Origin of the sequence: Methylobacterium sp. E-016, assembly GCF_022829745.1 — a bacterium.
In the GTDB taxonomy this organism is placed as follows: Bacteria; Pseudomonadota; Alphaproteobacteria; order Rhizobiales; family Beijerinckiaceae; genus Methylobacterium.
This window is the reverse complement of record NZ_JAKSYF010000079.1, coordinates 70,384-91,382: the sequence shown is the minus strand read 5'-3', so window position 1 is coordinate 91,382 and position 20,999 is coordinate 70,384. Positions and strand designations below refer to the sequence as shown.

The following is a 20,999-nucleotide window of genomic DNA, read 5'->3' as shown; positions in this document are numbered from 1 at the left end:
CGTCCCGCTTGCGAAGGCGGCAGTACCCCGATTGTCGCATCCTGTGCAACCGATAAGCGGAGGGCCGGGAGGCCCCCCGCCTCAGCGCGGCGCTCGCTTGGCGAGGATGCGCTGGAGGGTGCGGCGGTGCATGTTCAGCCGCCGCGCGGTCTCGCTGACGTTCCGTCCGCACAGCTCGTAGACCCGCTGGATGTGCTCCCAGCGCACCCGGTCGGCCGACATCGGGTTCTCGGGCGGGTCGGCCCGCTCGCCGGGCTGCGCCATCAGCGTCCCGTGGATCTCGTCGGCATCGGCCGGCTTGGCGAGGTAGTCGAACGCCCCGAGCTTCACGGCGGTGACGGCGGTGGCGATGTTGCCGTAGCCGGTGAGGATCACGCCGCGGGCCTCGGGCCGGCGCTCCTTCAGGCGGGCGATCACGTCGAGCCCGTTGCCGTCGCCGAGCCGCATGTCGATCACCGCGAAGGCGGGGGCCCGCGCCTCGACCACGGAGACGCCCTCGGCCACGCTCTCGGCGACCTGGACGTGATAGCCGCGCGCTTCCATCGCGCGGGCGAGGCGGGTCGAGAACGGCTTGTCGTCGTCGACGATCAGAAGGCTGCGGTCGGAAAACGCGGCGAGCGGGTCGGCGTCGTTGAGCGCCACAGCATCCGGGGCGCCCGACGAGCTCGATTGCGTCAGCATGAGAAGCTCCTCAAACATTTCGTTGTATTCGTTGAAAGTTTATATAGGCGCGACATCGCCCGCGGGCAGGGGTGGCCGGGTACCGAATTCGGGGGCATGACGGAGCGCCGCACCCCGCTCGAAGATGTGGCGCGCCCAGGAGATCCGGACCTGCGCCCCGTGCGTTCCCGGCTTCGAGGCGTTGGCCAGGGTGATCTGCGCGCCCGAGCGCTCGATCAGCGTCTTGGCGATGAACAGCCCGAGGCCGAGGCCGGCGCCGACCGTGCCGCCCTGGTTCTGGCCCGCCGTGCGGTCCGGGCTGCGGGTGGTGACGTAGGGTTCGCCCGCCCGCAGCAGCACCTCGGCGGAGAAGCCGGGGCCGTCGTCTCGGATCTCCAGGGTGACCCGGTCCAGGGTCCAGCGCCCCTCGATCACCACCCGGGCGTCGGCGAAGTCGACCGCGTTGTCGAGGATGTTGCCGAGCCCGAACATCACGCCGGCGTTGCGGCGGCAATCCGGCTCCGGGGCGTCGCCCGCGCTCGATATGTCGAGGGCGATGCCCATCGCGCGGTGCGGCGCCACCAGCTCCTCGATGAGATGGCTGAAGCTCAAGGTCTCGAGGAAGCCGGCCCCGTCGCCGTCGAGCGAGGTGAGCTTCGAGAGGATGCCGCGGCAGCGATCGACCTGCTCGCGCAGCAATTGCAGGTCCTCGGCGACGGCCGGCGGCGCGTCGGGGCCGAGCTGGCGCACCAGCTCCTTGGTCACCACCATGATCGTGCCGAGCGGCGTGCCGAGCTCGTGCGCCGCCGCCGCCGCCAGCCCGTCGAGCTGAGACAGGTGCTGCTCGCGCGCGAGCACCAGCTCCGTCGCGGCCAGCGCCTGGGCGAGCTGTCGCGTCTCCTCCGAGACCCGCCAGGCGTAGACGCCGGTGAAGGCCGTGCCGAGCAGGATCGCCGTCCACACCCCGGAGACGTAGAGGAACGGCAGCTCGATCCGGCCGTCGGCGAACCACGGCAGCGGGCGGTGGACGAGGGCCAGCAGCGTCGCCAGCCCGATCGCCAGCAGGCCGAGCGCCAGCGTCCGCTCCGGCGGCAGCGCGGTCGCCGAGATCAGCACCGGGGCGAGGAACAGCAGCGAGAACGGGTTCTGCAACCCGCCGGTGAGGAACAGCAGCACGGCGAGCTGCACGATGTCGAAGGCCAGCAGCAGCGCCGCCGAATCGGCGCTCAGCCGGTAGCTCGCCGGGAAGCGGATGCGCAGGCCGAGGTTGAGCCACGACGAGGCGGCGATCGCCAAGAAGCACCAGCCGAACGGCAGCCCGAGCCCGAGCCCGAACTGCGCCCCGACCACGGCGGCGCTCTGCCCGGTGATCGCGAGCCAGCGCAGGCGCACGAACGTGTCGAGCCGCAGGTGGCGCGCGTCGCGGACGAAGCCGCTCGGATCGGTGTCGAGCATGATGTGTTCTACGATAGGGCCGCGGCCCCTCCCATCCAGGGCCCGCGACGCTCCGGCGGCCGCCGCGTCAACCCGCCTCGTCCAGCTCGGGGCCGCGGGTGGCGTCGAGGCCGGCGCCCGGGATCGGCGCGATCGGCACCGGCGCGCCGGTGCGGGCCGCCTCGTAGATCGCCTCCATCAGCACCTGGTCCTGCAGGCCCTCCTCGCCGGGGGTGCGCGGCCGGCGGTTCTCCTGGATGCAGCGCGAGAAGTGATCCATCTCCAGGGCGAACTGGTTCTTCGCGCCGAGCACCTTGGTGTCCTGCGACACCGCCTTGCCGTCGCGATGGGTGATGACGAGGCGCTGGCCGACATAGGCGAAGGCGTTCTGCAGATCGATGTCGGCGCCGCCGGTATGCACCGTCAGGCGGCGCGATTCGTGGACGCCGTAGCTGGTCATGCACTGCGCCAGCACGCCGGAAGGGAAGCGCAGGGTGAAGCTCACGCTCTCCTCGACCTCGCGGAACTTCGGGTCGTCGGGCGGCGAATAGGTGTGCGCCTGAATCAGGTCGGGCTCCTCGCCCAGCAGCGCCCGCACGCCGTTGAGGCAGTAGAGCCCGATATCCGGCAACGCCCCGCCGCCGGACAGCGCCTTCTTCAGGCGCCACTGCTCCGGCAGGCCCGAGGTCTGGCCGTTGAAGGCCTGGATCATCCGCGGCTTGCCGAACTCGCCCGAGCGCACGAGGCGCACGACCTCTCGGTTGTAGGGCTCGTACTGGCAGCGATAGGCGATCATCAGCTTGACCTTGGCCTGCTCGCACGCCGCGATCATCGCGCGGGCTTCCGCGGAGGAGGCCGCCATCGGCTTCTCGCACAGCACGTGCTTGCCGGCCCCCGCCGCGGCGACGACGTCGTCGCGGTGCACCGCGTTCGGGGTGACGATGTAGACCGCCTGGATCTCGGGATTGGCCTTGAGCTTGTCCCAGTCGCCGTAGCCGTAGACCGCGCTCTCGGCGACGCCGTACTGCTTGGCCACGAGCTTGGCCTTGTCCGGCGTGCCCGACATGAGCGCCACGAGCCGCGAGCGCTTGGCCTCTCCGAGCGCCGGGAGGATCTCGTCGAGGCTGAGGCGCCCGAGGCCGACGACGCAGTAGCCCACCCGCTGGCCCGGCGGCTGCGGCGCGGGCGTCGGCGCCGGAGGCCGGTCGCCCTGGCCGCGCCAGTTCGGGAACTGCACGCGGCCGCCCTGAACCGCGCCGGTGTCGGCCGGCACCGTCGGGCCGGGCGTCGTCGCGGCGCGGGCCGCGTCCGCAGCCGCGAGCGCCGCGCCGGTGAGGGTGACGCCGCCGGCCCGCAGAAGGGTCCGTCGCGAGAGCCCGTGATCGTCTGCCATGCATCCCCGTCTCGGTCGGTGAGAGGCGGGGAAACCCGGGGCCGGATCGCAGGGTTCCGCCGGGCGCCGGCGCGCTCAGTGCAGCCGGTCGGGCGGGGCGGCCGCATTCCAGGCGGACCGGGCCTCGGCCGCCGCTCCGTCCTCGCGCGCCGGTTGATCGAGGAAGGCGAGGCCGGCCTGGGTGCCGTCGCGCCAGACGACCTCGGCGCGGCGGGTCTCGTTGCGGCCGGTCACCGTGAGGTCGACGACGCGCGGCAGGACCGCGTCCTCCGCGACGACGATGCGGGCGCCGGACAGCGAATGGTCCCGCAGGCGGCACGGAGCCTCCGGCAGGAACGCCGCGAGGCGCAGGGTGCCGCCGAGGCAGGCCCGGCGGCGGTCGCTGTGGCGGCGCTCGATCTTGGGCGTCGTCAAGGTCACGAAAGTCATCCCAGCTCTTGTTGGCATTTCATCAATGCAAGGGAGCACGAAAAGCTTCGTCTCGTCAGGTATAAGTGATGGTTAACCCTAACGGCGCCGGGCGGGTATGCGGCCGTCACCGGGCCGGCGGCGGGTCCGGCGCCTCGACGCCGCCGCTGCGCTGGAGCTGGAGCGCGACGAACCAGCACAGGGCCGCCCAGGCGGCGCCGATGCACCAGCCGGCCAGAACGTCGCTCGGCCAGTGGACGCCGAGGTAGATCCGGCTGATCCCGACGAGGAGGGTCATGGTGACGCCGAGCGCCAGCACCAGCGCCTTGACGCGGCGGTAGCGGTCGATCCGCGCGAGCAGCGTCGCCAGGGTCAGGTAGGCGATCGCCGACATCATCGCGTGGCCGCTCGGGAAGCTCGCCGTGAACACGTCCATGCCGTGCGGCACCAGGTCCGGCCGCGGGCGATGGTAGAACAGCTTCAGCACCGTCGAGACCAGCTCGCCGCCGCCGACCGCGCCGATCACGAACAGGCCAACCCGGCGCTTGCCGGACAGGGCGAGGTAGGCCGCGACCGACGCCGTCAGGAACACGATGGTGAAGACGCTGCCGAGCCCGGTGATGTCGCGCATCGTCTCCTCGAGCCAGCGCGGCCCGATCGGATCGGACAGGTCGGCCGGGTTGCGCAGGGCGAGCAGGATCTTGCGGTCGAGCGCCTCGGTCGAACCCTCGCCGACCTCGTGCGCCAGGGCGAAGAAGGCGTAGCCGAGCCCGCTGACGCAGATCAGCGCCAGCAACGGCCCGACCTCGTTGAGGCGCAGCCGGAGCCAGACGGAGGTGGCGTGGGACAGGAACGGGATGCGCCGCAGCGGGGCGGGGGGGCTCATCGCGCCGTGCCCGATCGATCGCGGGCGCCGTGGGGAGGATTCATCGAGACCATCACGCGTTCTCGCCGAAGGCGAAGCGCGCCCGCTCGGCCCAGGGACCGCCGAGGTAGCGCCACAGGCGGGTGGCCGGCGCGGTGAAGCGGAACGGCGCGAAGTCGTCGGCGAGGGCGGCGTGGAGCGCGCGGGCGGTGTCGGGGTCGACCTTGTTCTGCACGGTGACGTGCGGGCGCCAGCCCTGCTTGTCCTGCGCGGTGAGGTGGGCGTCGAAGGTCTTGGCGAGGCGCGCGCGGAAGGCGGAGAGCGGCTCGGAATCGAGGACGTAGGCCACGCCGCGCCCGGTGAAGCGCAGCCCCGTCACCGCGACCTCGGGCGCCGGCACGGTGCGCGCGAGCATCGCGATCGTCTCGCGCACGCCCGCCTCGGCGGCGCCGGGCAGGTTGTGGAACAGCGTGGCGTGGGCCGGGATGCGGTTGAGCGCCTTCGGGAAGTGCCGCCGCCGCAGGCCGTCGAACCGCGCGAACGTGTCCGCGTCGAACTCGAGCGTCAGGATCAGGGGCGCCTGCCGGGCGTCCTGTCCCGGCTCCTCCTGCTTCAGCGCATCTTGCGTCGGCGTCTCTGGCATGCGGGCTTCCTGTCGCGGCCGGACGGAGATGGCGCGGCGCGCGATCAGGTCCAGTAGAGGATCCGCGCCGCGGGCAGGTCGCGGGCGAGCGCGGCAAACAGCGTGTCGCGCATCGACCGCATCAGCTCCTTGGGGAAGACGTACTTCGCCGAGCCGAACTTGGTGAGCTTCTTCGCGCGCTCGGCCTCGTCGAGCGGGAGGTCGGAGCCCGGGTACCAGCCCTGGAGCACCTGCTTCGAGCCCGGGGTGAAGCGGTGGGTGATCAGCTCGGCGGTGAGGTCGAGGTCGGGCACGTCGGCGAGCGCCGCGGCGGCCTCGCGGATCAGCCCGGCATAGCCGGCCTCCCAATCCGGCACCGGCAGGATCGGCGCGATCGTGAGCCCGACGGGATAGCCCGCCAGCGCCACGGCCCGCATCGCCTGGAGCCGCGCGTCGAGGCTCGCGGTGCCGCCCTCGTAGCGCGTCGCGGTGCGGGCGTTGACCGAGAACCGGATGCGGGTGCGGCGGTTGTGCGGCAGGTCGAGCAGCGGCTCGACCGCGGCGAACTTGGTGGTGAAGCGCAGCTGCACCGGCGCCTCCCAGGCACCGAAATGCCGGATCGCCGCCGAGAGCGAGCCGGTGAGGTGCTCGATGCCCAGCGGATCGGTGTAGCACGAGGCCTCGAAGGTGGTGCCTTCCTGCGCCCGCTCGGCCTGCGCCGAGGTCACCGCGCCCTGGCCGAGATAGGCGCCGAGATTGGCCAGGATCGCGTCGAGGTTGGCGTAGGCCCGCGTCACCGGCGGCCCCGACAGGGAGCCGGCGAGGTAGCAGTACTGGCAATGGGCCGGGCAGCCCTCGGCGAGGTCGAAGCGCCAGTCGGCCGAGGGCGGGATCGGCTGGAGCCGGAGCTTGGTCGGCGGTGCCACGACGAGGGCGAGCGTCGCCTTCGCCTCGATGTAGGCCCGGCGCGGGTCGGCCTGGCGCAGGCCGGTGAGGCGGTTGGCCGTCAGGCGCTCGACCGTGAGCCCGAGCGCTTCCGCGCGGGCGAGCATCGCCCGGCCGTGCGCGTGCTCCAGGGCGGCCGGCGTCGCCAGGACGCGCCGCGGACGCCACAAGCGTGCCGGCCGCGCCGTCGACGAGACGGCCGGCGCGGGCGGCGGCGAAAGGACGGGCGGCGAAAGCACCGGTGGCGCGAGGGTCTGGGCGGGCTCCATGAGGGCCGAACGCCCCGGCACCCGTGCCGGCTCCTCACTTCCGCCGGGCGCGGCCTGCGGCTAAAGCACCGGCCATGGCCCCGAAGCGTTCGCCCGTCCCCCCCGTCCGGGAAACCGTCCACGAGGGGCGCGACGGCTGGCTGTTCCTCATCGGCGGCAGCAACGACGTCATGCAGCGCTACCGCGGGACCCTGCGGCAGTGGTGGACCCTGCGCGGCTGGACCCGGCTGATCACGGCGCGCGCCGCCCGCGCGGCCGGGCTCGGCATCCGCTGCGTCCAGCTCATCGTGCCGGAAAAGCTCTCGGTCTACGATCACAAGACCATCGACCTGCGCTACGACCCGGCCCGGGCCTCGACCCGTCGCCTCGCCCGCAAGCTCGCGGGGCAGGCCACCTATCTCGACCTGCTCGGCCCGTTTCGCGCGGCCCGCGACGGGCCGGTGCCGCTCTACCTCAAGACCGACACGCACTGGTCGGCCGAGGGATGCCTGCTCGCCTATCGCGAATTGATGCGGGCGCTCGCCGCGGTCCCGCCGGCCGACATCGGCACCCGGCCCGTCCTCGTGACGGAGCGGGTGATGGATCTCGGCGCGAAGCTGCCGGGCCGGCCGGCCGAGCGCCTGGTGCGCCCGCAGATCCACCGCGACGCGGTGCGCGTCGAGACCGGGGCGCTGCTCGCGGCCTCCGAGGAAGCGGGAACCGAGGTCGACCTGCATGTCGGCGCGCACGTGGTCTACCGCAACGCCAACCCCGCCGCCGACCCGCGGCGCGTGGTGCTGTTCGGCGATTCCTACGCGCATTTCGCGCCGATGCTGCTCACCGGGCTGCTGGCCGAGAGCTTCGCCGAGGTGCACTTCGTGTGGTCGTCGAGCTTCGACTGGGCTTACGTCGAGCGGGTGCGCCCCGACATCCTGCTGTTCGAGCTGGCCGAGCGCTTCCTCGCCCGCCTGCCCGCCGACGACTTCGACGTGGCCGCCGGGCGCCGGGCCGGCGCGGCCGGCTAGAGCATTCTCCGCGATCCCCGGATCACGTGGAATGCTCTCCCGTTGCAAGATCGCGTCAGGGGATCGGCTGGCTCAGGGTGGTTTCGACGAGGACGTCGTCGGTCTGGGCCGCGAGGTAGAGGTCCGGCGTCCACGCGATGCCGAGGAGCAGGACGACGATCGCGAGGAGGCCGGCCAGGCCCAGCGTCACCCCGTCGGCCTGCCGCCGCAGCGCGTGGATCGCGGCGCATCCGGCGGTGAACATGGCCGCCTCGGCGGCGGGGATCGCGAGGGCAAGCGACATCGGGCCTTCTCTCCGGACGTTTCGGCGGGATCGTGCCACCCGTCTCACGGTCCGGCATCGAATGCGAGATGCCGAGGCCTGCGCGGGGCGACGACCGAGGGAGACATCCAAGCAGGAAACGGGCTAAGTGCACCTCACAAAACCCCCGACCTCCGCGGCCGTTCACTATGTCGGCGACGCCACGACGGGGGGGTTGTGAGAGGCACCAAGCCTGCCGCAACCTTTCCCCCTCGCCGCGTCGCCCTCCCGACGGACGGCGCGACGCGCGAAACAACGGATCGCACCCATGGGATTGCTCGTCGACGGCGTCTGGCAGGATCAGTGGTACGACACGGCGTCGACCGGCGGCCGCTTCGAGCGCAAGGCCTCCGCCTTCCGCAGCTGGGTCACCGCCGACGGGTCGCCCGGCCCTTCGGGCGAGGGCGGGTTCAAGGCCGAGCCCGGGCGCTACCACCTCTACGTCTCGCTCGCCTGCCCGTGGGCGCACCGCACCCTGATCGTGCGGGCGCTGAAGGGCCTCGAGGACGCGATCTCCGTCTCCGTCGTCGACCCGCACATGGGCGCCGAGGGCTGGGTGTTCGGCGACAGCCCCGGCGCCACCCCCGATCCGATCCACCATGCGACGCGGCTCTACGAGGTCTACCGCGCCGCCGACCCGCGCTATACCGGCCGCGTCACCGTGCCGGTGCTGTGGGACCGCGAGCGGAAGACGATCGTCTCGAACGAATCGGCCGAGATCATCCGCATGCTCGACGGGGCCTTCCACGGCGGCGGGCCGGACCTCTGCCCGGACGACCTGCGCGGGGAAATCGATGCGGTGAACGCCCGGGTCTACGACCGGGTCAACAACGGCGTCTACAAGGCCGGCTTCGCCACCGCGCAATCCGTCTACGCGGAGGCCTTCGCCGCGCTGTTCGCCGAGCTCGACGCGCTGGACGCCCGCCTCGACCGGTCGCGCTACCTGTGCGGCGCTCGGCTCACCGAGGCCGACATCCGGCTGTTCACGACGCTGGTGCGGTTCGACGCGGTCTATGTCGGGCACTTCAAGTGCAACCGGCAGCGCATCGCCGACTACCCGAACCTGTCGAACTACCTGCGCGACCTCTACGCCCTGCCGGGCGTCGCCGGGACGGTGGACCTCGTCCACATCAAGCGGCACTATTACGAGAGCCATCCGACCATCAACCCGACGGGCATCGTCCCGGTGGGGCCGGCGCTGGACTTCGCCGCGCCCAACGACCGGGCCCTGCGCTTCGGCGGGTGAGGCGAACGCGCGCCGGGCTCGACGGATGCGCGCGGCGCGTTAGATCGGACGGCATGACGCTCGCACACACCTCTCGCCGCCTCGCCCTCGCCCTGCTCGCCGCGCCCTTGGCGCTGTCGGGCCCCGCCTGGTCCCAGGCCGCGGTGCAGCTCGACGGCACCTGCGAGAAACTGACGATCGAAGGGAAGGACGCCACCTCGGCCTGCAGGCCGACCCTCGGGAACAGCGCCGAGCGTCGGCGCACGACCTTCGACTTCACCACCACGGACGGGCGCACGCTCAGCTTCAGCGGCACCGGCGCGCAGCAGGAGCGCACCGAGGAGACCGACCCGCTGCAGCCGATCAACCTCGTCACCACCGGCACGTCGAGCGACAAGGGCATCGTGCGCAACCCGACCCCGGCGGTCGGCGCCTGCACCTTCTCGACGCCGGCACCGGGCAAGACCACCATCGCCTGCGAGGCCTCGGCGCCGGACGGCCGCACCTTCGCCGGGACCTTCGTGACGCAGGCCAAGGCCGCCGCCGGCGCCCCCGCGCAGTAGGCCCGGCGTTTCGAGGGTCGGGGCGCACCGCGCGACGCGCTCCACCCTGGGATGCAGCGATCCGGTCTCGGCCCGGCACCGCGCGCGGGACGGCCCTCGGGGGCCGGCGAAAACGCGACGAAACCCGCGGATTTGCCCGATTCCGCCGCGCGAGAGCGCGCGCACCGCACTGGTCAGCCGCGTGCCCGAGTCCCATGTACCCGGTCTGGCGACATTTGGTTCCAAGGCCCGACACCGCATGCTGAACGACACGCTCGCGACGGACGCGCACCCGGGTGGGTCCGACCTGATCCGGGAGACCACCACGGCCGGTTTCCGGCAGGACGTCATCGCCGAATCGGCGAACCGTCCCGTGCTGGTCGCGTTCTGGTCGCCGCGCGCACCGTCGAGCAAGACGCTGCTCGCCGTGCTGGAGAAGCTCGTCCGAGCCGCCGCGGGCAAGGTCGTGCTGGTCAAGATGAACGTCGACGAGCATCCGGCGGTCTGGGGCCAGATCGGCCAGCAGCTCGGCCTGCAGGGCGTGCCCGCCGTGGTCGCCATCGACCAGGGCCGCCCGGTCGACATGTTCGAGGGCGCCCTGCCGGAAGCGCAGATCAAGACCTTCTTCGACCGTCTCGCCGGCCCGAGCGAGATCGATCAGGTGATGGCGGAAGCCGCGCAGGCGCTGGCGGAGGGCGACCTCGCCGGCGCCTCCGAGCTCTACGCCGCGGTGCTCGGGCAGCAGCCCGACAACGTCGCGGCCCTGGCCGGCCTCGCCAAGATCCAGCTCGACGCTGGCGAGCTGGAGAACGCCAAGCAGGTGCTGGCGATGGTGCCGGAGGCCAAGGCCGCCGACCCGGGGCTCGCCGGCATCCGCGCCGCGATCGTCCTGGCCGAGCAGGCCGCGGCGCTCGGCGACCTCGCCGGCCTGGAGGCGGAGGTCGCCGTGAACCCGGACGCGCACCAGGCCCGGTTCGACCTCGCCCTCGGCCTCAATGCCGGGAACGAGCGCGAGAAGGCGGTCGATCACCTGATCGAGATCATCCGCCGCGACCGGACCTGGAACGAGGACGGCGCGCGCAAGCAGCTGCTCCAGTTCTTCGAGGCCTGGGGCCCGATGGATCCGGCCGCGATCCGCGGACGGCGCAAGCTCTCGACGCTGCTGTTCGCGTGAGGGCGGATCTGCGGGTGCAGAGGGAAGCCGAAGGTTCTGTCTTGCTGGAGGCATCATGAGCACGCATGCGGGCTACAAGGGGCCGGGCGATTGCCCGCCCGTCATCCCGGTCTTCCCCCTGCCCGGCGCCCTGCTGCTGCCGCGCGGGCAGATGCCGCTCAACATCTTCGAGCCGCGCTACCTCGCGATGGTGGACGACGCCCTGCGGACCGACCGGGTCATCGGCATGATCCAGCCCGACGCCGAGGGCGGCGCCTCGCCGTTGAACCCGAAGCTGTACCGCGTCGGCTGCGCCGGGCGGATCACCCAGTTCGCCGAGACCGGCGACGGGCGCTACCTGCTCTCGCTGACCGGCATCGGCCGCTTCCGGGTGATGAGCGAGCTGGCCACCACCGGCGCCTATCGCCGCTGCCAGGTCAGCTACGACGACTTCGCCATCGATTTCACCGCGCGCGCCGGCGAGGACGCGGTGGACCGCGAAGGCGTGCTGCGGGCGCTGCGCGACTTCGTCGATTCCAACGACCTCAAGGTCGACTGGGCCGGGATCGAGGAGGCGCCGAACGAGGCCCTGGTCAACGCGCTGTGCATGATGAGCCCGTTCGGCGTCCGCGAGAAGCAGGCGATGCTCGAGGCCGCCGACCTGAAGACCCGCGCCGAGATCCTGGTCGCGGTCACCGAGATGGAGATGGTGCGCAGCACCGGGCCCGAGCCGACGATGCAGTGACGGCTCGAAGGACGGCCGGCGGCGACGAGCGCCCGCGCCTTCGCGACCAACCGGCACGGCTTCCCATGGAGAACCAGAGCATGACGCAGGACATGACCACGCAGAGCACCGCCGTCGAGGCGACCCGCGTCGACCCGAAGCTCCTCGAGCTGCTGGTCTGCCCGCTGACCAAGGGCACCCTCGATTACGATGCCGGCCGCCAGGAGCTGATCAGCCGCTCGGCCAAGCTCGCCTACCCGATCCGCGACGGCATCCCGATCATGCTGCCGGAAGAGGCGCGCCAGCTGACGGACTGAGCCGGGGCGAGGACGAGGGCATGGCGTTCAAGGCGAAATCCGCCTCCGAGACGAAGGCGGCCGAGCTCGCATCCGCGATCGTGCGCATCGCCGACCGGGACGGCGCGCCGCTGCAGATCGGCGTCGACCGGCTGCGCCAGGGCAACCCGCGGCTGACGCCGCTGGCGATCGGCCAGCTCTACCGCAAGCATCGCGACCACCTCGACGCCGCCCTCGCCGAGCGCGGCTACACCCTCGTCGGCTATGCCGACCAGGGCCCCGGCCGCGGCATGGAGTTCGAGATCGACCCCGCCTGACACGGGACCCGGCCGGGGCGTCGAACGTGCCGCGGTACCGGCCATCGCCCGCCCGTGGTAGGGGAGGCGATGCCCCGCTGGCTTTTCCTCACCTTCGTCGCCGCCGTGGCGCTGGCCGTGCTCGGCAGCGCCATCATCGTCCTGCGCGCCCCGCCGTCCAAGCCGCCGGCCGCCAGCCTGTCCTGCGCACCGATGCCCTGCCCGGGGACCGCGCCGACGGCGTGAGCCCCGGCCGAGCGGCCTTCGCCGGCCATTTCCGCACGGGCCTCGGACGAGCCGCGGGGCCCCCCTCGCCGCCGCGGGCGGGGAGGCCTGCACGATGCGGCACCGTCGCGAAACGCCTCAGAAGAAGATCGGCCGCGCGCTCGCGTGGTGCTCGCCGAGCACGGTGCCGGTGGCGGGCTCGATCTCCTTGAGCACCACGTCGTAGCCCCAGAGGTCGGCGAGGTGCTGCAGCACGCGCCGGGCGTCGTCCTTCTGCAGGGTGATCTTGTTCAGCGCCTTGTGGTGCAGGATCAGGCGGCGGTCGCCTTCGAGGTCGACGTCCACCACCTCGATGTCGGGATCGAGCCAGGCCACGTCGTACTGGCGGCCGAACGAGCGGCGCATCTTGCGGTAGCCGCGCTCGTCGTGGATCGCGGCGACGTGCAGCTCGGGCTGCTCCGGATCGTCGGCGACGTGGAACAGCCGCATGTCGCGCATCAGCTTCGGCGACAGGAACTGGGCGATGAAGCTCTCGTCGCGGTAGTTCTCCCAGCAATCGCGCAGCACCGCCATGCCGTCGCCGGTGCCGGCGATGTCGGGGAACCACTGCCGGTCCTCCGCCGTCGGCTGCTCCACGATGCGGGCGATGTCCTGCATCATCGCGAAGCCGATCGCGTAGGGGTTGTGGCCGCTGTAGCTGCGGTCGTCGTAGTTCGGCTGGCGGATGACGTTGGTGTGCGACTGCAGGAACTCGAGGTAGGCCGCCTCGCCGATCAGGCCCTTCTCGGAGAGCGCGTTCATGATCCGGTAGTGGCAGTAGGTGGCGCAGCCCTCGTTCATCACCTTGGTCTGGCGCTGCGGGTAGAAGTACTGCGCCACCAGCCGGACGATGCGCAGGATCTCGCGCTGCCAGCGCTGCAGGCGCGGGGCGACCTTCTCCAAGAAGTAGAGGATGTTCTCCTGCGGCAGCTCGAGCAGCGCCTTGCGCCGCTCGATCGCCTGGTCGGCGCGCGTCGCCCCCGCCTTCGCCGGCAGGGTGCGCCACAGGTCGTTGTAGATCTGCTCGCCGTGCTCGACCCGCTCGCGCTCGCGCCGCTGCTCGGAGGCGAGGTCCGGCCGCTTCTTGCGCGGGTAGCGGTGCACGCCCTGGCTCATCAGCGCGTGGGCGGCGTCGAGCACCTGCTCGACGGCCTGATGGCCGTAGCGCTCCTCGCAGCGGGAGATGTAGGTCTTGGCGAAGTCGAGATAATCGAGGATGCCCTCGGCGTCGGTCCACTGCCGGAACAGGTAGTTGTTCTTGAAGAAGTGGTTGTGACCGAACGCGGCGTGGGCGATCACCAGCGTCTGCATCGTCGCCGTGTTCTCCTCCATGATGTAGGAGATGCACGGGTCGGAGTTGATGACGATCTCGTAGGCGAGCCCCATCATGCCGCGGCGATAGCCGGATTCGTGCTGGGCGAAGTGCTTGCCGAACGACCAGTGCTTGTAGAACAGCGGCATGCCGATCGACGCGTAGGCGTCGAGCATCTGCTCGGCGGTGATGATCTCGATCTGGTTCGGATACCACGACAGCCCGAGCGCCCGCGCCTCGACCTCGCAGGCGTCGTGGATGCGCCGGATGGTGTCGAAGTCCCAGTCGTTGCCGGTGAACAGCGGTTTTGGGGCGCCGGACGTCGCGCGTGTCTTGAGAGCAGTCATATCGCCTCCCGATCGGCCGGCCGAAGCGCGACGTACCCCCTCTCCCGTGCGGGAGAGGGTTGGGGTGAGGGGGCAGGTCCGTCCGGAGAGGTCACCCCCCTCACCCTGTCCCTCTCCCAACCGGGAGAGAGGACCCGCGCCCCGACATGACGACCTGCGAAGCTCAAGACTCCGCCTCCGCCCGCGCGTCCTTGCGCCCGAACAGGTCGCGGAAGACGGCGTAGATCTCGCGGCGGTGGTTGACCTTGCGCATGGCGATCGGGCCGCCGGCCTTGGCGATGGCCTCGTAGGTCCGCCACAGGGTGGTGCGGTGCTCGACGAAGCCGGCGCGCGGGCCGTTCTCGTCGCCGACCTCGAGATAGGCGAAGTGCTGGCAGGCCGGCAGGATGTGGGCGCGCAACAGCTCGGTCGAGGTCGGGCCGTCGGAGGAGACGTTGTCGCCGTCCGACGCCTGCGCCGCGTAGATGTTCCAGTCGTTGGGGTCGTAGCGCTCGGCGATGATGCGCTTCATCTCCACCAGCGCTGAGGAGACCAGCGTGCCGCCGGTCTCGCGGGAGCCGAAGAAGGTCTCCTCGTCGACCTCGGTCGCCCGGTCGGTGTGGCGGATGAACACGATCTCCACGTGCCGGTAGCGGCGCGTGAGGAAGATGTGCAGCAGGATGTAGAACCGCTTGGCGAGGTCCTTCATGTGCTCGGTCATCGAGCCGGACACGTCCATCAGGCAGAACATCACCGCCTGCGCGATCGGGCGCGGATACGGCTCGAAGCGGCGGTAGCGCAGGTCGATCGGGTCGACGTAGGGGATGCGCCGCGTGCGCTCGCGCAAGCCCGCCAGCGCCTCGGCGAGGTCCGGCAGCGCCGGGTCGCCCTCGTCCAGGCCGGCGATGCGGGCTTCGAGCGCCGCCACCTCCTCGGGCTTCGGCCGCTTCAGGGCGATGCGCCGCGACATCGAGTTGCGCAGCGTCCGGGTGAGGGCGAGGTTGGCCGGCGAGCCGGTCACGGTGTAGCCGGCCCGGCGCAGCCCCTCCGTCTCCACCACCGCCAGGCGGCGCTTGGCGAGGTCGGGCAGCTCTAGGTCCTCGAGGAACAGCTCGAGGAACTCCTCCCGGGTCAGGACGAAGCGGAACGCGTCCTCGTTGTTCTCGCCGCCGTCCCCGCCCTCGCCGGAGCCGCGGCCGCCCCCGCCGCCCTGCGGCCGCTCGATGCGGTCGCCTTCCACGTAGGTCTTGTTGCCGGGCAGGATGTGGTCCTGGAGGCCGGTGCCCGGCTGGCGGGAGAAGCGCGGCTCGCGCACCCCGTCGGCCGGCACCGTGACGCGGCCGTCCTTGCCGAGGTCCTTGATGTCCTTCTCGCGGGCCGACTCGCGCACGGCCCGCTGGGCCACGTCCTTGACCCGCCTAAGGAAGCGCTGCCGGTTGGCGAGGCTCTTGCCTCCTGGATTCAATCGACGGTCGACGATGTGCATTCGGTGATCAAATCCCCGCCCGCAAGATCCGACCGGGATAACGCGCCGGCCGGTCGTCCGAAATCATGGCGGATCTCGATCAGGTCCCCGAGGGGACCGAATCATCCCGCCTGCTTCACCCGCATGTACCACTCGACCAGGCGGCGCACCTGCCGCTCGGTGTAGCCGCGCGAGACCATCCGGTCGACGAACTCGCCGTGCTTCTTCTCGGTCTCGCCGTCCTTCTTCGAGCCGAAGGAGATCACCGGCAGCAATTCCTCGACCTGGCTGAACATCCGCCGCTCGATGACCTCGCGCAGCTTCTCGTAGGACGTCCACGAGGGGTTGCGGCCGCCGTGCTGGGCCCGCGAGCGCAGGGCGAACTTCACCACCTCGTTGCGGAAGTCCTTCGGGTTGGCGATCCCGGCCGGCTTCTCGATCTTCGTCAGCTCCTGGTTGAGAAGCTCGCGGTTGAGCAATTGCCCGGTCTCGGAATCCTTGAAGTCCTGGTCCTCGATCCAGGCGTCGGCGTAGTCGATGTAGCGGTCGAACAGGTTCTGGCCGTAATCGTGGTAGGATTCGAGGTAGGCCTTCTGGATCTCGTGGCCGATGAACTCGGCGTAGCGCGGCGCCAGCTCGCCCTTGATGAACTCGAGGTAGCGCTTCTCAGTCTCGGGCGGGAGCTGCTCGCGGCGCAGCGACTGCTCGAGCACGTACATCAGGTGCACCGGGTCGGCCGAGACCTCGGTGGTGTCGTGGTTGAAGGTCGCGGCCAGCACCTTGAAGGCGAAGCGGGTCGAGATCCCGTCCATGCCCTCGTCGACGCCGGCCGAATCCTTGTACTCCTGCATCGAGCGGGCGCGGGGGTCGACCTCGCGCAGGGACTCGCCGTCGTAGACGCGCATCTTCGAGAACGCGTTGGAGTTGGCGTGCTCGCGCAGGCGCGACAGCACCGAGAACCGCGACAGCATCTCCAGGGTGCCCGGCGCGCAGGCCGCATCCGAGAGCTCGGAGCCCGAGATCAGCTTCTCGTAGATGTGCTGCTCCTCCTGCACGCGCAGGCAGTAGGGCACCTTGATCACGTAGATGCGGTCGATGAAGGCTTCGTTGTTCTTGTTGGTCTTGAAGGTCTGCCACTCGGACTCGTTCGAGTGCGCCAGGATGATGCCGGTGAAGGGGATCGCGCCGATGTTCTCGGTGCCGACGTAGTTGCCCTCCTGCGTCGCCGTGAGCAGCGGATGCAGCATCTTGATCGGCGCCTTGAACATCTCGACGAACTCGAGGACGCCCTGGTTGGCGCGGTTCAGGCCGCCCGAGTACGAGTACGCGTCCGGGTCCGCCTGCGACAGCGTCTCCAGCCGGCGGATGTCGACCTTGCCGACCAGCGAGGAGATGTCCTGGTTGTTCTCGTCGCCGGGCTCGGTCTTGGCGATGGCGATCTGGCGCAGGCGCGAGGGCCGGACCTTGATCACCTTGAACTGCGAGATGTCGCCCTCGAACTCGTCGAGGCGCTTCAGCGCCCACGGGCTCATCAGGCCGGTCAGGCGCCGGCGCGGGATGCCGTAGCGGCTCTGGATCTCGGCGCCCATGGTCTCGGGGTCGAACAGCCCGAGCGGGCTCTCGAAGACCGGCGAGACCTCGTTGCCGGCCTTGAGCACGTAGACCGGATGGACCTCCATCAGGGCCTTGAGACGCTCGGCCAGGGAGGACTTGCCGCCGCCGACGGGCCCGAGCAGGTAGAGGATCTGCTTGCGCTCCTCCAGGCCCTGCGCCGCATGGCGGAAGAACGAGACGATCCGCTCGATCGTCTCCTCCATGCCGAAGAACTCGTGGAAGGCCGGGTAGGTCCGGATCGTCCGGTTCATGAAGACGCGGCCGAGGCGGGCGTCCTTCGAGGTGTCGACGAATTCCGGCTTGCCGATCGCGTCGAGGATGCGCTCGGCGGCGCTCGCGTACATCAGCGGCTCGTCGCGGCACGCCTCGAGAAATTCGGAGAGCGTCATCTCCGTGTCGCGGCGCGCTTCGTACCCGCGGGCGAAGCTCTGGAAAAGGTCGTTGGTCGCATGCATCGGCATTCGATAACCCTCTCAGACCGTCAACAGCTTCATCCTGTCCTGCCGCGAACGCAACCGACAGGCCCGCATTTGTCGCAGTGCGGCGAACACGGTGACGCTGCGTGTGCTGGATGCAACACCCGTCGGGCTGAAATGCGGCATCCGTCAAGCTTCCCCGTGGTCGTCCGGCCGGATCGAAAGAACGATCCGGCCGAAAAAACGTGCACTCCGAGCTTTCTGTTGCCTCCGATCAGAGATCGCTGCTGTCTTTCTTGGCATCGGTGTCCTTCTTGGCCGACGCAGCCTCGACGGTGATTTTGATATTCTGCGTCTGCACTTGACCGTCCGCGTTCTTGATTTCGAACGTCACCTCGTCGGCGCCGGTGTAGCCGGCCCTCGGCTGGTAGAAGAGACCCTGGACCGCGGTGTCCTTGTTCGGGCAGCGATAGGAAGCGGGCGTCTTCTGCTTGCCGACCTTGGTGATCAGCGCGCCGTTCTTCGGCGCGCCCGAGACCTTGAACTCCGGCATCGGGCCGGGCGAGCAATCCTTCTTCAGGTTCGGGACGATGGCGATCCGAACCGTCTTGCCGGAGGCGACGGTCTCGCTCTTGGTGATCGTCGTCTGCGCGAAGGCGGGCGCGGCCAGCAGGAGAGCGCCGGCGGCGAGCGCGCGGACGGGGCGAAGGGCGGACAGGGTGGCGCTCACGGGCGTGTCTCCGAACATCTCTTGGCGCGGCATCCGGAGCCATGGGGCCACGTGCCGGCCGAGCCGATGTGGGGATGCCCGCGACGCGCGTCGAGGCCGCAGGCCCGTGCCGGCAGCCGGGACCGCGATTATTGCTGAAGCGCGGCCGCGACCACGCCGGTGACGCGGGCGATCTGCGCGGCGTCGAGCTCGCCTTCCAGGGCTGCCGCGAGGCTGCGCTCGACCCGCGCCCGCTCGCCCGCATCCGAAGTCGGGGTGACGGGGATGTCGGTCTCGTCGAGGCCGCAGACCCGGCGGATCGTCTCGGCCGCGGCCAGCAGCGCGCCGCGATCGGTCGGCCCCATCTCCCAGAGAGGGTTGCGCAGGCGGCTGACGACGCGCCGCGCGTCGCGATAATCCCGGTCGACGTGGGTCGCCGCCTCGATCTGGCCGACGAGGAACATCAGCTCCAGGACCTCGGAGGCCGCGTCGGGGCACGCGCGCACGATCCGCATCACGCGGCTGATGAGTTCCTGCGTCGGCGTCATCGAACGGCGGGGTGCGCTCATGCGGCGATCAACGCGGATCGGCTCGCAAAGTTCGCCGCGCCGTGACGCATCGCGCGGCGTCGTCGCGACGCAGCCTGGGCGCCGCTCAGGCCTCGGGCGGGGCGCGGAAGGCCGCCAGCGCCTCGCGGCAGGCGTAGAGGTCCTGCAGCGCGCCGGCCAGCGCCTCGCGGTCCAGGGCCTCATGATCCGAGGTGTCGCGATTCGACCCCTCGCGATCCAGGGTCTCGGGCTCGGCGCCGTCGGGGGACGACATGGCCGGGCCGCTCGTCTCCTGCATCACCGGCGCGGCCGCCACCGCCTCGCCGCGGCCGACCGCCTGGACGAAGCGGACGCCGTTCTCCTTGAGGACGCGCTGCGCCCCCTCGATCGTGTAGCGCTGGACGTGGAGCAGGTGGCGGATGCCCGCGACGAGCGCGACGTCGCCGGGACGGTAATAGCGCCGCCCGCCGGCCCGCTTCACCGGCCGGATCTGGCCGAACCGGGTTTCCCAGAACCGCAGGACGTGCTGCGGCACGTCGAGGGCTTCGGCCACCTCGGTGATCGTGCGAAACGCGCCCGGATCCTTGTCGACGGGTCCGGACGCCTCGGTGAGGGCAGCGAGCGCCATGGATCGATCCGGCTACGAGGGCGGCGATGGGCGAGCGGTCAGTCGTCGGCGTGGGCGGCGCCGTTCAGGCCGTTGATCCGGGCCTTGAGCACGTTCGAGGGCTTGAACACCATCACCTGGCGCGGCTCGATCGCCACCTCGACGCCGGTCTTCGGGTTGCGGCCGACGCGCTTGCCCTTCGACCGCACGACGAAGGAGCCGAACGAGGACAGCTTCACGGTCTCGCCCTCGGAGAGGCAGGCGCAGATCTCGGACAGGACCGTCTCGACGAGGGCGGCGGATTCGGTGCGGGAGAGGCCGACCTGCTGGTAGACGGCCTCGCTCAAATCGGCGCGCGTCACCGTCTTGCCTGTCATGCCTCGACCCCTCGCGGTTCTTCTTGCCGGGAGCGGTCGTTTCCGACGTATCCCTATGATCTGCCACGCTAATCCCCGGTCGGGCCCGGGTCAACCGGGGCGGCTCCGGAAATTGTTTTCGGCTACCAGCGGATCAGCGCCGCGCCCCAGCTGAAGCCGCCGCCGATCGCCTCGATCATCACGAGGTCGCCGCGGCGGATGCGGCCGTCCCGGCGGGCCACGTCCAGAGCCAGCGGGATCGATGCGGCCGAGGTGTTGCCGTGGCGATCGACCGTCAGCACCACCTTGTCGCGCGGGATGCCGAGCTTGTCGGCGGACGCCTCGATGATGCGGCGGTTGGCCTGGTGCGGCACGAACCAGTCGAGGTCGGCCGCCGTCGCGCCGCCCTTCTCGAGCGCGTCGACGATCACGTCCATCACCGAGCCGACGGCAAAGCGGAACACGTCCTTCCCCTCCATCCGGAGATGGCCGGTGGTGCCGGTCGAGCCCGGGCCGCCGTCGACGTAGAGCTTCTCGCGGTGGCGCCCGTCCGAGCGCAGGCTCGCGCTGATCACGCCCCGGTCATCGCTCGCCCCCGCGGCCTCCTGCGCCTCCAGCACGATCGCGCCGGCCCCGTCGCCGAACAGCACGCAGGTGGTGCGGTCCTCCCAGTCGACGATGCGCGAGAAGGTCTCGGCGCCGACGACGAGCGCGCGCCGGGCCGCGCCGGTCGACAGGAACTTGTCGGCGGTGGAGACGGCGAAGACGAAGCCGGCGCAGACCGCCTGCAGGTCGAAGGCGGCACCCGCCGTGATGCCGAGCGCCGCCTGGATCTGCGTCGCGGTCGAGGGAAAGGTGTGGTCGGGCGTCGAGGTGGCGCAGATCACGAGGTCGATGTCGTCGCCGGTGAGGCCGGCATCGTCGAGCGCAGCGCGGGCCGCGCGGATGCCGAGCACCGACGTGGTCTCGGTGGCGTCCGCGAGGTAGCGCTGCCGGATGCCGGTGCGCTGGACGATCCATTCGTCCGAGGTGTCGACCCGCTCGGCGAGCTCGGCGTTGGTCACCACCCGCGCAGGAAGCCCCGAGCCGGTGCCGACGACGACGGAACGCAGGGTTGTCATCGGATTCCTTCCCGTCGCGACGCCGGCGCAACAACCATCGGTTGTTAGACCTGCATCGCTCCGATCTCCATCGCATTCGTTCACCGACCCCGATCCCGGGCCGGTGCAGGCGTCTCGTGCCGGT

General features: G+C 70.8%; 24 protein-coding genes. 8 read left to right on the top strand and 16 right to left on the bottom strand.

Features of this window, described 5'->3' with window-relative positions:
• Nucleotides 1–81: 81 nt before the first annotated feature.
• From MKK68_RS09435 to MKK68_RS09405, 7 genes are all read right to left on the bottom strand, one after another.
• Complete coding sequence (locus tag MKK68_RS09435; RefSeq protein ID WP_147728650.1) at nt 82–681, bottom strand: ActR/PrrA/RegA family redox response regulator transcription factor; 600 nt, start codon at nt 679–681, stop codon at nt 82–84.
• Nucleotides 682–720: 39 nt separating this feature from the next.
• Nucleotides 721–2,115 (bottom strand): ActS/PrrB/RegB family redox-sensitive histidine kinase, encoded by a 1,395-nt coding sequence (locus tag MKK68_RS09430; RefSeq protein WP_147728651.1) that lies wholly within the window; start codon nt 2,113–2,115, stop codon nt 721–723.
• Between the two features lie 67 nt (nt 2,116–2,182).
• On the bottom strand, nt 2,183–3,487 hold the full coding sequence (locus MKK68_RS09425) for a Gfo/Idh/MocA family protein (protein ID WP_147858872.1): 1,305 nt from the start codon (nt 3,485–3,487) through the stop codon (nt 2,183–2,185).
• Nucleotides 3,488–3,562: 75 nt separating this feature from the next.
• Nucleotides 3,563–3,907 carry a PilZ domain-containing protein gene (locus MKK68_RS09420; protein WP_244029989.1) on the bottom strand — a complete coding sequence of 115 codons (345 nt, stop codon included), beginning with the start codon at nt 3,905–3,907 and terminating at the stop codon, nt 3,563–3,565.
• 115 nt (nt 3,908–4,022) lie between these two features.
• Nucleotides 4,023–4,781 carry a phosphatase PAP2 family protein gene (locus tag MKK68_RS09415; protein ID WP_147858874.1) on the bottom strand — a complete coding sequence of 253 codons (759 nt, stop codon included), beginning with the start codon at nt 4,779–4,781 and terminating at the stop codon, nt 4,023–4,025.
• A 52-nt stretch (nt 4,782–4,833) separates the two neighbouring features.
• Nucleotides 4,834–5,403 carry a 2'-5' RNA ligase family protein gene (locus MKK68_RS09410; RefSeq protein WP_244029987.1) on the bottom strand — a complete coding sequence of 190 codons (570 nt, stop codon included), beginning with the start codon at nt 5,401–5,403 and terminating at the stop codon, nt 4,834–4,836.
• Between the two features lie 44 nt (nt 5,404–5,447).
• Entirely contained in the window at nt 5,448–6,596 is a 1,149-nt protein-coding gene (locus MKK68_RS09405; RefSeq protein ID WP_409567211.1) for a radical SAM protein, read from the bottom strand.
• Nucleotides 6,597–6,670: 74 nt separating this feature from the next.
• Between MKK68_RS09405 and MKK68_RS09400 the strand changes: the two genes are divergently transcribed.
• Nucleotides 6,671–7,600: an alginate O-acetyltransferase AlgX-related protein gene (locus tag MKK68_RS09400; protein ID WP_147858876.1), complete on the top strand. Its 930-nt coding sequence runs from the start codon at nt 6,671–6,673 to the stop codon at nt 7,598–7,600.
• A 55-nt stretch (nt 7,601–7,655) separates the two neighbouring features.
• Here the strand turns inward: MKK68_RS09400 and MKK68_RS09395 are convergent, their stop codons facing one another.
• On the bottom strand, nt 7,656–7,883 hold the full coding sequence (locus tag MKK68_RS09395) for a hypothetical protein (protein WP_147725639.1): 228 nt from the start codon (nt 7,881–7,883) through the stop codon (nt 7,656–7,658).
• 286 nt (nt 7,884–8,169) lie between these two features.
• Between MKK68_RS09395 and MKK68_RS09390 the strand changes: the two genes are divergently transcribed.
• From MKK68_RS09390 to MKK68_RS09360, 7 genes are all read left to right on the top strand, one after another.
• The gene (locus tag MKK68_RS09390; protein ID WP_147842196.1) at nt 8,170–9,147 is read left to right on the top strand and encodes a glutathione S-transferase family protein; all 978 of its coding nucleotides are present in this window, start codon (nt 8,170–8,172) and stop codon (nt 9,145–9,147) included.
• Between the two features lie 53 nt (nt 9,148–9,200).
• Nucleotides 9,201–9,689 carry a hypothetical protein gene (locus tag MKK68_RS09385; protein WP_147858877.1) on the top strand — a complete coding sequence of 163 codons (489 nt, stop codon included), beginning with the start codon at nt 9,201–9,203 and terminating at the stop codon, nt 9,687–9,689.
• 238 nt (nt 9,690–9,927) lie between these two features.
• Entirely contained in the window at nt 9,928–10,842 is a 915-nt protein-coding gene (locus tag MKK68_RS09380; RefSeq protein ID WP_147725637.1) for a thioredoxin family protein, read from the top strand.
• 55 nt (nt 10,843–10,897) lie between these two features.
• Nucleotides 10,898–11,566 carry an LON peptidase substrate-binding domain-containing protein gene (locus tag MKK68_RS09375; RefSeq protein ID WP_147725636.1) on the top strand — a complete coding sequence of 223 codons (669 nt, stop codon included), beginning with the start codon at nt 10,898–10,900 and terminating at the stop codon, nt 11,564–11,566.
• A 92-nt stretch (nt 11,567–11,658) separates the two neighbouring features.
• On the top strand, nt 11,659–11,862 hold the full coding sequence (locus MKK68_RS09370) for a Trm112 family protein (RefSeq protein WP_147725643.1): 204 nt from the start codon (nt 11,659–11,661) through the stop codon (nt 11,860–11,862).
• A 20-nt stretch (nt 11,863–11,882) separates the two neighbouring features.
• Nucleotides 11,883–12,158: an adenylosuccinate synthase gene (locus tag MKK68_RS09365; RefSeq protein WP_147725635.1), complete on the top strand. Its 276-nt coding sequence runs from the start codon at nt 11,883–11,885 to the stop codon at nt 12,156–12,158.
• Between the two features lie 69 nt (nt 12,159–12,227).
• Nucleotides 12,228–12,383, top strand: coding sequence for a hypothetical protein (locus MKK68_RS09360; RefSeq protein WP_187274747.1), 156 nt, complete (start codon nt 12,228–12,230; stop codon nt 12,381–12,383).
• A 117-nt stretch (nt 12,384–12,500) separates the two neighbouring features.
• Here the strand turns inward: MKK68_RS09360 and MKK68_RS09355 are convergent, their stop codons facing one another.
• From MKK68_RS09355 to MKK68_RS09320, 8 genes are all read right to left on the bottom strand, one after another.
• Nucleotides 12,501–14,060 (bottom strand): SpoVR family protein, encoded by a 1,560-nt coding sequence (locus MKK68_RS09355; RefSeq protein ID WP_147725634.1) that lies wholly within the window; start codon nt 14,058–14,060, stop codon nt 12,501–12,503.
• 163 nt (nt 14,061–14,223) lie between these two features.
• Entirely contained in the window at nt 14,224–15,525 is a 1,302-nt protein-coding gene (locus MKK68_RS09350) for a YeaH/YhbH family protein (RefSeq protein WP_147858878.1), read from the bottom strand.
• A 101-nt stretch (nt 15,526–15,626) separates the two neighbouring features.
• Nucleotides 15,627–17,579, bottom strand: a complete 1,953-nt coding sequence (locus MKK68_RS09345) for a PrkA family serine protein kinase (RefSeq protein ID WP_147842192.1) — start codon at nt 17,577–17,579, stop codon at nt 15,627–15,629.
• 229 nt (nt 17,580–17,808) lie between these two features.
• Nucleotides 17,809–18,264, bottom strand: coding sequence for a 4-aminobutyrate aminotransferase (locus MKK68_RS09340; protein WP_409567206.1), 456 nt, complete (start codon nt 18,262–18,264; stop codon nt 17,809–17,811).
• A 128-nt stretch (nt 18,265–18,392) separates the two neighbouring features.
• Nucleotides 18,393–18,812 (bottom strand): hypothetical protein, encoded by a 420-nt coding sequence (locus tag MKK68_RS09335; protein WP_244029983.1) that lies wholly within the window; start codon nt 18,810–18,812, stop codon nt 18,393–18,395.
• Nucleotides 18,813–18,897: 85 nt separating this feature from the next.
• Nucleotides 18,898–19,419, bottom strand: a complete 522-nt coding sequence (locus MKK68_RS09330) for a MerR family transcriptional regulator (protein ID WP_244029981.1) — start codon at nt 19,417–19,419, stop codon at nt 18,898–18,900.
• 38 nt (nt 19,420–19,457) lie between these two features.
• Nucleotides 19,458–19,775 carry an integration host factor subunit alpha gene (locus MKK68_RS09325; RefSeq protein ID WP_147725630.1) on the bottom strand — a complete coding sequence of 106 codons (318 nt, stop codon included), beginning with the start codon at nt 19,773–19,775 and terminating at the stop codon, nt 19,458–19,460.
• Nucleotides 19,776–19,897: 122 nt separating this feature from the next.
• Complete coding sequence (locus MKK68_RS09320; protein ID WP_244029979.1) at nt 19,898–20,875, bottom strand: beta-ketoacyl-ACP synthase III; 978 nt, start codon at nt 20,873–20,875, stop codon at nt 19,898–19,900.
• Nucleotides 20,876–20,999 lie beyond the last annotated feature (124 nt).

What these genes read in the sequence shown, in the direction of transcription:
- MKK68_RS09405 (WP_409567211.1), bottom strand. Translation starts at nt 6,596, where the DNA reads ATGGAGCCCGCCCAGACCCTCGCGCCACCGGTGCTTTCGCCGCCCGTC.
- MKK68_RS09335 (WP_244029983.1), bottom strand. Translation starts at nt 18,812, where the DNA reads ATGAGCGCACCCCGCCGTTCGATGACGCCGACGCAGGAACTCATCAGC.
- MKK68_RS09375 (WP_147725636.1), top strand. Translation starts at nt 10,898, where the DNA reads ATGAGCACGCATGCGGGCTACAAGGGGCCGGGCGATTGCCCGCCCGTC.
- MKK68_RS09385 (WP_147858877.1), top strand. Translation starts at nt 9,201, where the DNA reads ATGACGCTCGCACACACCTCTCGCCGCCTCGCCCTCGCCCTGCTCGCC.
- MKK68_RS09370 (WP_147725643.1), top strand. Translation starts at nt 11,659, where the DNA reads ATGACCACGCAGAGCACCGCCGTCGAGGCGACCCGCGTCGACCCGAAG.
- MKK68_RS09350 (WP_147858878.1), bottom strand. Translation starts at nt 15,525, where the DNA reads ATGCACATCGTCGACCGTCGATTGAATCCAGGAGGCAAGAGCCTCGCC.
- MKK68_RS09415 (WP_147858874.1), bottom strand. Translation starts at nt 4,781, where the DNA reads ATGAGCCCCCCCGCCCCGCTGCGGCGCATCCCGTTCCTGTCCCACGCC.
- MKK68_RS09425 (WP_147858872.1), bottom strand. Translation starts at nt 3,487, where the DNA reads ATGGCAGACGATCACGGGCTCTCGCGACGGACCCTTCTGCGGGCCGGC.
- MKK68_RS09380 (WP_147725637.1), top strand. Translation starts at nt 9,928, where the DNA reads ATGCTGAACGACACGCTCGCGACGGACGCGCACCCGGGTGGGTCCGAC.
- MKK68_RS09365 (WP_147725635.1), top strand. Translation starts at nt 11,883, where the DNA reads ATGGCGTTCAAGGCGAAATCCGCCTCCGAGACGAAGGCGGCCGAGCTC.
- MKK68_RS09410 (WP_244029987.1), bottom strand. Translation starts at nt 5,403, where the DNA reads ATGCCAGAGACGCCGACGCAAGATGCGCTGAAGCAGGAGGAGCCGGGA.
- MKK68_RS09345 (WP_147842192.1), bottom strand. Translation starts at nt 17,579, where the DNA reads ATGCCGATGCATGCGACCAACGACCTTTTCCAGAGCTTCGCCCGCGGG.
- MKK68_RS09360 (WP_187274747.1), top strand. Translation starts at nt 12,228, where the DNA reads ATGCCCCGCTGGCTTTTCCTCACCTTCGTCGCCGCCGTGGCGCTGGCC.
- MKK68_RS09430 (WP_147728651.1), bottom strand. Translation starts at nt 2,115, where the DNA reads ATGCTCGACACCGATCCGAGCGGCTTCGTCCGCGACGCGCGCCACCTG.
- MKK68_RS09435 (WP_147728650.1), bottom strand. Translation starts at nt 681, where the DNA reads ATGCTGACGCAATCGAGCTCGTCGGGCGCCCCGGATGCTGTGGCGCTC.
- MKK68_RS09325 (WP_147725630.1), bottom strand. Translation starts at nt 19,775, where the DNA reads ATGACAGGCAAGACGGTGACGCGCGCCGATTTGAGCGAGGCCGTCTAC.
- MKK68_RS09395 (WP_147725639.1), bottom strand. Translation starts at nt 7,883, where the DNA reads ATGTCGCTTGCCCTCGCGATCCCCGCCGCCGAGGCGGCCATGTTCACC.
- MKK68_RS09390 (WP_147842196.1), top strand. Translation starts at nt 8,170, where the DNA reads ATGGGATTGCTCGTCGACGGCGTCTGGCAGGATCAGTGGTACGACACG.
- MKK68_RS09355 (WP_147725634.1), bottom strand. Translation starts at nt 14,060, where the DNA reads ATGACTGCTCTCAAGACACGCGCGACGTCCGGCGCCCCAAAACCGCTG.
- MKK68_RS09320 (WP_244029979.1), bottom strand. Translation starts at nt 20,875, where the DNA reads ATGACAACCCTGCGTTCCGTCGTCGTCGGCACCGGCTCGGGGCTTCCT.
- MKK68_RS09400 (WP_147858876.1), top strand. Translation starts at nt 6,671, where the DNA reads ATGGCCCCGAAGCGTTCGCCCGTCCCCCCCGTCCGGGAAACCGTCCAC.
- MKK68_RS09330 (WP_244029981.1), bottom strand. Translation starts at nt 19,419, where the DNA reads ATGGCGCTCGCTGCCCTCACCGAGGCGTCCGGACCCGTCGACAAGGAT.